Source organism: Novosphingobium barchaimii LL02 (assembly GCF_001046635.1).
Lineage (GTDB): Bacteria > Pseudomonadota > Alphaproteobacteria > Sphingomonadales > Sphingomonadaceae > Novosphingobium > Novosphingobium barchaimii.
In genome coordinates this window covers 522,708-533,288 of the sequence record NZ_KQ130452.1, presented here as the reverse complement: position 1 = coordinate 533,288, position 10,581 = coordinate 522,708, and the positions used below count along the sequence as shown (strand labels likewise).

At 63.3% G+C, this 10,581-nt stretch carries 11 protein-coding genes; 10 read left to right on the top strand and 1 reads right to left on the bottom strand.

The genetic code is table 11. From position 1 onward, the window contains the following. The first annotated feature begins 162 nt into the window (after window positions 1-162). The 5 genes from V474_RS02760 (at window position 163) to V474_RS02740 (ending at window position 4,977) form a co-directional block, all read left to right on the top strand. Window positions 163-717 carry a F0F1 ATP synthase subunit delta gene (locus V474_RS02760; protein ID WP_059150008.1) on the top strand — a complete coding sequence of 185 codons (555 nt, stop codon included), beginning with the start codon at window positions 163-165 and terminating at the stop codon, window positions 715-717. 13 nt (window positions 718-730) lie between these two features. Further along, entirely contained in the window at window positions 731-2,260 is a 1,530-nt protein-coding gene (gene atpA / locus V474_RS02755; RefSeq protein WP_059150007.1) for a F0F1 ATP synthase subunit alpha, read from the top strand. A 62-nt stretch (window positions 2,261-2,322) separates the two neighbouring features. Then, on the top strand, window positions 2,323-3,198 hold the full coding sequence (locus tag V474_RS02750) for a F0F1 ATP synthase subunit gamma (RefSeq protein ID WP_059150006.1): 876 nt from the start codon (window positions 2,323-2,325) through the stop codon (window positions 3,196-3,198). A gap of 59 nt (window positions 3,199-3,257) precedes the next feature. Beyond that, a complete protein-coding gene (gene atpD, locus V474_RS02745) occupies window positions 3,258-4,715 on the top strand; it encodes a F0F1 ATP synthase subunit beta (RefSeq protein ID WP_059150005.1) in 1,458 nt (485 codons plus the stop codon). A gap of 4 nt (window positions 4,716-4,719) precedes the next feature. Then, window positions 4,720-4,977 (top strand): ATP synthase F1 subunit epsilon, encoded by a 258-nt coding sequence (locus V474_RS02740; RefSeq protein ID WP_059150004.1) that lies wholly within the window; start codon window positions 4,720-4,722, stop codon window positions 4,975-4,977. 58 nt (window positions 4,978-5,035) lie between these two features. Here the strand turns inward: V474_RS02740 and V474_RS26785 are convergent, their stop codons facing one another. Next, on the bottom strand, window positions 5,036-5,167 hold the full coding sequence (locus V474_RS26785) for a hypothetical protein (protein WP_269085125.1): 132 nt from the start codon (window positions 5,165-5,167) through the stop codon (window positions 5,036-5,038). 361 nt (window positions 5,168-5,528) lie between these two features. On the opposite strand from V474_RS26785, the gene V474_RS26470 reads away from it, so the two are divergent. From V474_RS26470 to V474_RS02715, 5 genes are all read left to right on the top strand, one after another. After that, window positions 5,529-5,942, top strand: a complete 414-nt coding sequence (locus tag V474_RS26470) for a hypothetical protein (RefSeq protein WP_236710530.1) — start codon at window positions 5,529-5,531, stop codon at window positions 5,940-5,942. A 9-nt stretch (window positions 5,943-5,951) separates the two neighbouring features. Continuing rightward, window positions 5,952-7,016, top strand: coding sequence for a hypothetical protein (locus V474_RS02730; RefSeq protein WP_236710528.1), 1,065 nt, complete (start codon window positions 5,952-5,954; stop codon window positions 7,014-7,016). A gap of 59 nt (window positions 7,017-7,075) precedes the next feature. Then, window positions 7,076-7,396, top strand: a complete 321-nt coding sequence (locus V474_RS02725; RefSeq protein WP_059150002.1) for an I78 family peptidase inhibitor — start codon at window positions 7,076-7,078, stop codon at window positions 7,394-7,396. Between the two features lie 201 nt (window positions 7,397-7,597). Then, the gene (gene leuA, locus V474_RS02720; protein ID WP_059150001.1) at window positions 7,598-9,265 is read left to right on the top strand and encodes a 2-isopropylmalate synthase; all 1,668 of its coding nucleotides are present in this window, start codon (window positions 7,598-7,600) and stop codon (window positions 9,263-9,265) included. A gap of 258 nt (window positions 9,266-9,523) precedes the next feature. Beyond that, window positions 9,524-10,537 carry a phosphatase PAP2 family protein gene (locus V474_RS02715; protein WP_059150000.1) on the top strand — a complete coding sequence of 338 codons (1,014 nt, stop codon included), beginning with the start codon at window positions 9,524-9,526 and terminating at the stop codon, window positions 10,535-10,537. Window positions 10,538-10,581 lie beyond the last annotated feature (44 nt).

The window sequence follows — 10,581 nt, the reverse complement described above, 5'->3', positions numbered from 1 at the left end:
TTGCTTTTAAACAAGACACCTGCCGTTTGTCCCCAGAGACCAAGGGGCACCTTGCATCATGACAGTATCGTCGCTATGCGCGCCCCGTCTGCGGGCTGGGGGAGCACGCTGTTGCTATGCGCCCCAAGTGGCCCGCCCACTCGATGTAAGGATAGGACGCGCGTGGAGAATTCCGGGGGCATCAAAGCCAGCTTGCAAGGTCGCTACGCTTCGGCGCTGTTTGATCTTGCTAGCGAAAACGGCGCCATCTCGGCGGTCGAGAACGACCTCGAGGCGATCGGCCAGGCGATCAAGGAAAGCTCGGACTTCGCGGGCCTGATTCGCAATCCGCAGGTCAGCCGGACTGCGGCCGCCGCTGCGATGGATGGCGTTGCCGGCGTTCTGGGCCTGTCGCCGCTGACGAAAAACTTCGTCGGCGTTCTGGCCAACAACCGCCGCCTTTCCGCCCTGCCCCAGATCATCAGCGCTTTCGCTGCTATCGCCGCCGCCCAGCGCGGCGAGTCGACCGCGCAAGTCACTTCCGCCCACGCACTGACCGACGAACAGGTCGAACAGCTGCGCGGCAAGCTGGAAGCGCGCGAAGGCCGTACCGTCAAAATCAAGACCAGCGTCGACCCGGACCTCCTCGGCGGTCTCGTCGTCACCATCGGGTCCAAGCGCATCGACAGCTCGATCCGCACCCGACTCAATTCGCTCGCCCAGGCCATGAAGGGCTAAGAAAGGCAGAACAATGGATATCCGCGCAGCAGAAATCTCGAAGGTCATCAAGGACCAGATCGCCAGCTTCGGCACCGAGGCCCAGGTTTCGGAAGTTGGTTCGGTTCTGTCGGTCGGCGACGGCATCGCCCGCATCCACGGCCTCGACAACGTCCAGGCCGGCGAAATGGTCGAGTTCTCGAACGGCGTTCAGGGCATGGCCCTCAACCTCGAGGCCGACAACGTCGGCGTCGTGATCTTCGGCTCGGACGCCGAGATCAAGGAAGGTGACGTCGTCAAGCGCACCGGCACGATCGTCGACGTTCCCGTCGGCAAGGGCCTGCTGGGCCGCGTCGTCGACGCACTGGGCAACCCGATCGACGGCAAGGGCCCGATCGTCGCTGAAAAGCGCGCCCGCGTCGAAGCCAAGGCTCCCGGCATCATCCCGCGCAAGTCGGTGCATGAGCCCGTGCAGACCGGCCTCAAGGCCATCGATGCCCTCGTTCCCGTCGGTCGCGGCCAGCGCGAACTGATCATCGGTGACCGTCAGACCGGCAAGACCGCCGTCGCCATCGACACCTTCATCAACCAGAAGGAAGCGAACCAGGGCACGGACGAGAGCAAGAAGCTCTACTGCATCTACGTCGCCGTTGGCCAGAAGCGCTCGACCGTGGCGCAGATCGTGCGTCAGCTGGAAGAAAACGGCGCGATGGAATACTCCATCGTCATCGCCGCAACCGCTTCGGAGCCCGCGCCGCTGCAGTACCTCGCGCCCTACACCGGCGCCGCGATGGGCGAGTTCTTCCGCGATAACGCCATGCACGCCGTCATCGTGTACGACGACCTTTCCAAGCAGGCCGTCGCCTACCGCCAGATGTCGCTGCTGCTGCGTCGTCCTCCGGGCCGCGAAGCATACCCCGGCGACGTGTTCTATCTCCACAGCCGCCTGCTCGAGCGCGCTGCAAAGATGAACGACGAACAGGGCGCCGGTTCGCTGACCGCACTGCCGATCATCGAAACCCAGGCGGGCGACGTTTCGGCCTACATCCCTACCAACGTGATCTCGATCACCGACGGCCAGATCTTCCTTGAGACCGGCCTGTTCTACCAGGGCATCCGTCCGGCGATCAACGTCGGTCTGTCGGTGTCGCGCGTCGGCGGTGCAGCCCAGACCAAGGCGATGAAGAAGGTCGCCGGCTCGATCAAGCTGGAGCTGGCCCAGTACCGCGAAATGGCTGCCTTCGCGCAGTTCGGTTCGGACCTCGACGCCTCCACCCAGAAGTTGCTCAACCGCGGCGCGCGCCTGACTGAACTGCTCAAGCAGAAGCAGTTCTCGCCGCTCGCCTTCGAAGAGCAGACGCTGTCGATCTTCGCCGGCACCAACGGCTACCTCGACGCGCTTCCGGTGGACAAGGTCACCTCCTACGAGGCCGAGATGCTCACCTACATGCACAGCGAGCATGCCGACGTCCTGGCGCTGATCCGCACCACCAAGGACTTCGGCGACGAAGCGAAAAGCAAGGCCAAGGCCGCGCTTGACGCCTTCGCCAAGCAGTTCGCGTAAGTAAATAACCATACCCCGGCCTGTCCGACAGGACGGCCGGGGCGGTAATCGGGGAACAACGAGTGGCTTCGCTCAAGGAACTCAAGGGCCGCATCAACTCGGTCAAGTCGACCCAGAAGATCACCAAGGCCAAGCAGATGGTCGCCGCGGCCAAGCTGCGTAAGGCACAGGCTGCCGCCGAGGACGCACGCCCTTATGCGACGCGTCTGGCGCAGGTGATGGCCTCGCTCGCCTCGAAGATCACGGTCTCCGAGAACAGCCCCAAGTTGCTCGCCGGAACCGGCAGCGACAAGGTGCACCTGCTCGTCGTCGCAAACTCCGACAAGGGCCTGTGCGGCGCGTTCAACGCCAACATCGTCAAGGCAGCCCGCGTCAAGGCGCAGGAACTGGAAGCACAGGGCAAGACCGTCCTGTTCTACCTCGTCGGCCGCAAGGGTCGCCCGGTGATCCGGCGCGAATACCCCGACCAGATCGCCCACATGTTCGACACCTCGGACGTGCGCTACCCTGGCTTCAACGAAGCCGAGCGCGTCGCCGACGAACTGGTCGCGATGTACGAAGCCGGCAAGTTCGACGTGGCGCACCTGTTCTACGCGAAGTTCCGCTCGGCCCTCGTGCAGGAACCCACGGATCAGCAGATCATCCCGGTGCCCGCTCCCAAGGCGGTCGCGGTGACATCTGATGCCGTCACCGAATACGAGCCCGACGAGGAGGAAATCCTCGCCGCGCTGCTGCCGCGCTACCTGAAGACCCAGCTCTTCGGCGCGCTGCTGGAGAACGCGGCATCCGAACAGGGTGCATCGATGACGGCCATGGACAACGCCACTCGCAATGCGGGTGACCTGATCAAGAAGCTGACCATCGTATACAACCGCACCCGTCAGGCTGCGATCACCACCGAACTCGTCGAAATCATTGCTGGCGCGGAAGCGCTGTAAGCAACCACCAATCCGCGGGCGCGGAAGCGCTCTAAGAAACCGCAGGCAAGGACATCAAAATGGCCACCGCACCCGTGCTCAACCTCACCACTACCGGCAAGATCAGCCAGGTCATCGGCGCTGTCGTCGACGTGACCTTCGAAGGCGAACTGCCCTCCATTCTCTCGGCTCTCGAGACCGAGAACAACGGCCAGAAGCTGGTCCTCGAAGTCGCCCAGCACCTGGGCGAGAACACCGTCCGCACCATCGCCATGGACGGTACCGACGGCTTGACGCGCGGCCAGGCCGTGCGCAGCACCGGCAAGCAGATCTCGGTGCCGGTCGGCCCCAAGACGCTTGGCCGCATCATGAACGTCGTGGGCGATCCCATTGACGAGCGTGGCCCCATCGGCGCCGACATGTTCGCTCCGATCCATGCCGAGGCTCCCCCCTTCATCGAGCAGTCGACCGAAGCTGCGATCCTGGTCACCGGCATCAAGGTCATCGACCTTCTCGCCCCTTACGCCAAGGGCGGCAAGATCGGCCTGTTCGGCGGCGCCGGCGTGGGCAAGACGGTTCTCATTCAGGAACTGATCAACAACATCGCCAAGGGCCACGGCGGCGTCTCGGTCTTCGCAGGCGTGGGTGAGCGTACCCGCGAGGGCAACGACCTCTATCACGAATTCCTCGACGCCGGCGTTATCGCCAAGGACGCCGAAGGCAACGCCACCTCGGAAGGTTCCAAGGTTGCGCTGGTATTCGGCCAGATGAACGAGCCCCCGGGCGCGCGCGCGCGCGTCGCTCTCTCGGGTCTGACCATGGCCGAATACTTCCGCGACCAGGAAGGACAGGACGTCCTCTTCTTCGTCGACAACATCTTCCGCTTCACCCAGGCCGGCGCCGAAGTGTCGGCTCTGCTGGGCCGCATTCCTTCGGCTGTGGGCTATCAGCCGACCCTGTCGACCGACATGGGCCAGCTGCAGGAGCGCATCACCTCGACCACCAAGGGGTCGATCACCTCGGTTCAGGCGATCTACGTTCCCGCAGACGATCTTACCGACCCTGCACCGGCCGCCTCGTTTGCTCACCTTGACGCGACGACCACGCTGAACCGCGCGATCTCGGAGCTGGGCATCTACCCGGCAGTCGACCCGCTCGACTCGACCTCGCGCGTTCTGGAACCGCGCGTCGTCGGCGACGTGCACTACCAGACCGCCCGCCGCGTCCAGGAAACCCTGCAGAAGTACAAGTCGCTGCAGGACATCATCGCGATCCTGGGCATGGACGAGCTTTCGGAAGAAGATAAGCTCACCGTCGCCCGCGCCCGCAAGATCCAGAAGTTCCTTTCGCAGCCGTTCCACGTCGCGGAAGTCTTCACCGGCATCTCGGGCAAGTTCGTGCAGCTGGAAGACACCGTGAAGTCGTTCAAGGCCGTCGTCGACGGCGAGTACGACCACCTCCCGGAAGCGGCCTTCTACATGGTCGGCGGCATCGACGAAGCCGTTGCCAAGGCCAAGAAGCTGGCTGAGGAAGCCTGATCTGATGCCCCTGCACTTCGAACTCGTCACGCCTGCGAAGCTGGTTCGTTCCGAGGAGGTCCACATGGTGGTCGTCCCCGGTACGGAAGGCGAGTTCGGCGTGCTCGCGGGCCATGCGCCCTTCATGTCGACGATCGCCGACGGCGCGCTCAAGGTCTACAAGACCGAAAACGGCGCGCCTGAAGAGATCCGCATCACCGGCGGTTTCGCCGAAGTGGGCGATGCGGGCCTGACCGTGCTTGCCGAGCACGTCGAGGGTTAAACTGGCTTCTCGATATTAATAAGGGCGTCGCCGGGAAACCGGCGGCGCCCTTCGCGTATCAGCGCTGCTGGCGTTGGAACGTCCAGCGGATCGGCTGATTCGCGTCCGCCAGCCCGACTTCGGCTTGGCGAGCCCACTCGCGGCCGGTGCGGCGTCCGGCCTCACCGGGCCGATCTGCATCATTTCCCATCCAGCGGTTCCATCGCCCTGCCTGCGGTTGCCACTGCGGTTGGTGCCGAGCATGATCCCGCTGCGTGCGCGGGTCCAGCACTCCGAGGTCCATTCTTCCTAGCCCTCGCTCTGCCAGCACCCGGCCAGCCAATCGGGCAGCTCCGGATAGGGATGCTGCGCACCGCTGGCGGTCGCAGCGGCCAGCCCCGCCGCAAATGCCAAGGCTCCACTCATGATCGTTCTTTCCCCCGCGTTCGGCGCAGTTTCGTATCGCTTTAGGATAAAGTACAGCGCCCCCTCCACCACACCCGCGCCGGGCAATTTCCCATTTGGTAAGACTTCCTTGACTATGGACTGGCGCAGTTTTTGGGGATCCATGCATGACGGGCCGAGCATCGGTGGTTGAACGCTTACCCGGCGCCGGGATCAGCCGCCTTGCCCAGTTCACATGCTTGCTTGGCTTCGCCGCGCTCATCCGTTGCCCTGCCTATGGAGAGTGGAATTTCGGGATCGACGACCAGTTCTACGCTCTCGTCGGAGACCAGCTGCGGCATGGCGAACTGCTCTACGTCGACATCTGGGACCGCAAGGGCCCGCTCCTCTATCTGATCTTCGCCGGCATCGGGCTGCTCTGGCCGAACATGCTGGCCTATCAACTGGCCGCGACGCTTTGCGCCGCGCTGGGGGCCTACGGCGCGAATCGCATCGCCGGCCTGATCGCGGCTCCGGGCAGCGCGCTGCTGGCAGGCCTTGTCTATCTTGCATTGCTCAGCCGCTTCGAAGGCGACAACTAGGAAGCCGGTGTGTTTTTCAACACGCTGCTAATCGCAAGCGCCTGGCTACTCGTCTCGCGTTTCGCGCTGCTTCGCAAAGGCAGGATCGATGCTGCATTGGTACTCGGATTCTTCTGCGCCGGGCTTGCCATCGCCATCAAGCAGACCGCCGCGCTAGAAGGTGCGCTGTTCGGGATTATGGTGATCGTGATGCTTTGGCGGGCTGGGTGCGGCCCGCTCGACGTCGGCTGGAAAGCAGGTCTTCTGGTACTCGCCGGTGCCCTCCCCATGCTCGTAACGGGCCTGTTCTATTGGACCAACGGCCATTTCCACGAGTTGTGGAACGCAATGGTCACCTCCAACTTCGCGCGCGGCTATGCTGACCCGGCAATCCGGGTGAAGCGCATCTTCACGATGGCGGGAATGCTGGGCATCCCCCTCGTCTTTGCGGGCATCGGGCTCCACGCAATGCGCAGCGGGTCGACGGAGCAGAAAGCAGTGGTAGGCCTCGTTGTGCTTTGGGCACTGGCGGCGCTGACGCTGATCTTCTCGTTTCCGAATATTTACGTTCACTACGCACAGTCCGCGCTGGCTCCGCTGGCCATCCTGCGCGCCGGGTACTTCGAGTATCGGCGCCCCGTGTGGCCCGGCATTGCCGCGATCATCGGACTTAGCCTCGTTCTGGCCGGAACTTTCCATCTCGGCGACCGCTGGCGCGCGCGGCCCGCCGCCCAGGCGCTGGCCGATTACGTTCGCGAAGTCACGCCCGGCAAACGCCTTTTCGTCTGGGGAGCGCTCAGCTATCTCTACACCAAGGTCGGCGCCGAACCGGCCAGCCCCCTCGCCTTCGCACCGCATATCTACGAAGGGCGTGAGTGGACCGGGCTGAACGAAGCGCGTGAGGTGCGGCGCATCCTCGCCGCGCGGCCGGAAACGGTAGTCGCACAGACACCGCTGCCGTCCTCCCCTCTCAACGAGACCACGGTCCGCATGGTGGACGCTTACACTGCGTATTGCCGGAAGGCTCACCTGTTCACCATCTACGACCACAATGGCGAACAGGCACATACGGTCTACAGCGGTTGCGCGCAGTAGGCCGCATTGCACCGGCGTTCAGCTTCGCTAGTTTAGACGGGACCGCCAAGGAGAGACCCATGTCACGAACTGCGAAGTCCTTTATCGCGCCCGCCGTGCTCGCTGGCACTCTTGCCGCCTGCAGCGCGCAAACGCCCCCTGTCGAAAACGCAACTCCGCCCACCGCCGCCATGGAGCCAAGCTGCGGCGCAGACCAGCTAGGCGGCTACATCGGGCGAAAGGCCAGCGACGACGTCATCGCCGCGATCACTGCATCGCGCGGCGACAAGCCCGTCCGCGTCCTGCAGCCCGATTCGATGGTGACGATGGACTATCGCCCGGACCGGCTGAATATCGACGTCGATGCGAAAGGCATCATCACGGGCCTGCGCTGCACTTGAGCGGGTCTGGCCTCAAACCCCCTTTACATGACCGTTGCCTATGCCCATAGGCAACGGCATGACTCTCCGTCTCGGCCTTACCCTGCGACTTATCCGCCCTTGGGCGTGAGGTGACGCGTCGACCTGCGACGCGCTCGGCGCTCAAGGGACCTGACGACCTCACCTGAAATAGCAGACGAATTATCCGAGCGAGTTAAATCCATGACTATGCTGAAAGACCCTTCGGTCAAGTATCGCCCTTTCCCGCAGATCCAGCTGGAAAACCGCCAGTGGCCCTCGCAGGTCATCACGAAGGCGCCGCGCTGGCTCTCGACTGACCTGCGCGACGGCAACCAGGCCCTGATCGACCCGATGGGCGCAGAGAAGAAAACCCGCTTCTTCGACCTGCTGGTCAATGTCGGCCTCAAGGAAATCGAAGTCGGTTTCCCCAGTGCAGGCGCCACCGAATTCGATTTCATCCGCGGCCTCGTGGACAATAACCGCATTCCAGAGGACGTACTGGTCCAGGTCCTGACGCAGTCGCGTGCCGATCTGATCGAGCGCTCGTTCGACAGCCTGGCCGGTGTCCACGCCGCGATCGTCCATCTCTACAACGCGGTTTCGCCGCTGTGGCGCACGGTCGTGTTCGGCATGGAACAGCACGAAATCCGCGCGATCGCGGAGAACGGCGCCAAGGCCATGCGTGATCAGGCGGCCCGGTATCCGCAGACCAAGTGGCACTTCGAATATTCTCCCGAGACCTTCTCTACCGCCGAACTCGATTTCTCGATCGAGTGCTGCGAGGCGGTGATGAACATTCTTCAGCCCACGCCGGAGAACCCGATCATACTCAACCTGCCCGCTACGGTCGAAGCGGCCACACCCAACATCTACGCCGACCAGATCGAGTATTTCTGCCGCAACCTGCCCAACCGTGAAAGCGCGGTGATCTCGCTGCACACCCACAACGACCGGGGCACCGGCGTGGCGGCAGCGGAACTGGGCCTGATGGCGGGTGCCGACCGGGTCGAAGGGTGCCTGTTCGGCAACGGCGAGCGGACCGGCAACTGCTGCCTCGTCACCGTGGCGCTGAACATGTACACGCAGGGCGTCGATCCCGAGCTGGACTTCTCGAACATCGACGAAGTCATCCAGACGGTCGAATACTGCAACCAGCTCAAGGTGGCAGAGCGTCATCCTTACGGCGGCGAACTGGTCTTCACCGCGTTCTCCGGCTCGCACCAAGACGCGATCAAGAAGGGCTTCGCTGCGCAGGAAACGCGCAACGACGAAATGTGGGCCGTGCCCTACCTGCCCATCGACCCGGCAGACCTGGGCCGTGACTACGAGGCGGTGATTCGCGTCAACTCGCAGTCGGGCAAGGGTGGGTTCGCCTGGGTGATCGAGCAGGATCAAGGCCTGAAGCTGCCCAAGCGGATGCAGGCGCACTTCTCCAAGCACGTCCAGGAACTTGCCGACGAACTGGGCCGCGAACTGCAGGCCGCCGATATCTGGAACGTGTTCCAGAAAGCCTACCGCCTCGAAGATGGCCAGCGTTTCCAGCTGAATGACTGGGATGAAGGCCGCAGTCCCGACGGCTCGCGCGTCTTCGCCGGCAAGATCGGTGTCGACGGCAAGGAGCAGTCGGTTTCCGGGAAGGGCAACGGGTTGATCTCGTCCGTGACGGCGACGATTGCCGAGAGCTTTGACGTGCACCTCGACGTGCGTGACTACGCCGAGCACTCGATGGGCAAGAGCACCGATGCGCGGGCTGCCGCTTACGTCGAATGCGTGCTGCCGGACGGCCGTACGGTATGGGGCGTGGGCATCGACGAGGACGTCGCCACTGCCAGCGTCCGCGCCGTGCTGAGCGCCGCCAACGCGGCCTGACGCGCTTCAAGAAATTGTATCGAAACAAGGGTTCGGCCTTTTAAAGCCGGGCCCTTTTTCATGCTCAGGCGAGCGGCAATCGCCGATTTTGGACCACGGCGGCGATCCCGATCACACCTCTATCATGGCACGCGCGGAATGCGTGACAAGATACCCCGCCTCCCGCTATCGCGTTCATCCCCGCTTAACCGGGATTCGGGCTCTACGTCGTCTTTCCTGCCGCATCGGCGTCTAACACACCGTTCTGGATATCACGCAATGCCATCGATGCGGCCGTCATGGGCCACGACAGCTACGGTCGTGGTTGCCGGACAGGCAACTCACCCTGAAATTCTGACGCCAGCCCTGGTCGCCGTACGCCAATCTGGCCCAGCGATCCGGCGCCACCTGCTGGTCGCCCTGCTGCTCAATCTGGTACTGCTGTCCACGCTGCTCCATCTTGCGCAATTGCACATCGATCCACTGGCGCCAGGCAACGTGCCGTTCTACGCAGCCGGCCTTGTTGCGCTGGCGCTGCGCTTCGGATTGCCGCGCACGACATGGCGCCATGCCGCGCAGGTATCTTATCTAAGCGAATACCTCGGGATCTTCACGATCGTCACCCTGATGGGCGCATCTGCAAGCTACCCCGTAGCAGCGCTGACGCACGGCTATGCGGACGTTACCCTGCAGGCCATCGACGAAGCGCTTGGGTTTAAATGGCTTGACTGGTACCGCCTCGTCGCCGACCATCCCGTGTTACAGGCGCTGGGTACGATCGCCTATCGCAGCATCTACCTGACCCCGATACTGCTTCTGTGGTCCGCCGCCCGGTCCGGGCAGCATGGGCGCGCCTACCGGTTTATCGCCGGGTTCTGGGTAGCTTCGATCATCACCCTTGCCACCTTCACCCTTATGCCAGCGGTCGGGCCCTTTTCGCATCTCTGGCATGAGCAGATTCATTATATGCCCGAAAGCGAGCTTTGGCAGTCCGGGCTGATCCCGGCGCTGCGGGCGCATACCGTCCATATCGTCGACCTTGGGCATCTGCGCGGCATCGTATCGGCGCCCAGCTTTCATACGGCAGCAGCCGTGCTCTACATCGTGGCGGGCTGGCGCTGCCCTTCGCTGCGCTGGCCGGTAGTAGTGATGAACGCTGCGATGCTGCTATCCACCCCGGTCGAAGGCACGCATTACCTGATCGACATGATCCTGGGCGTGATGGTGGCCTTGGCCGCGCTGGCTTTGATTCGCCTGTACGAACGCAAGGTGATCGCTCGTTACCACGCCTGATCCGCAGGGTTTCCGCGTAAAAAAGGGCACCTCGCAGCGCCCTT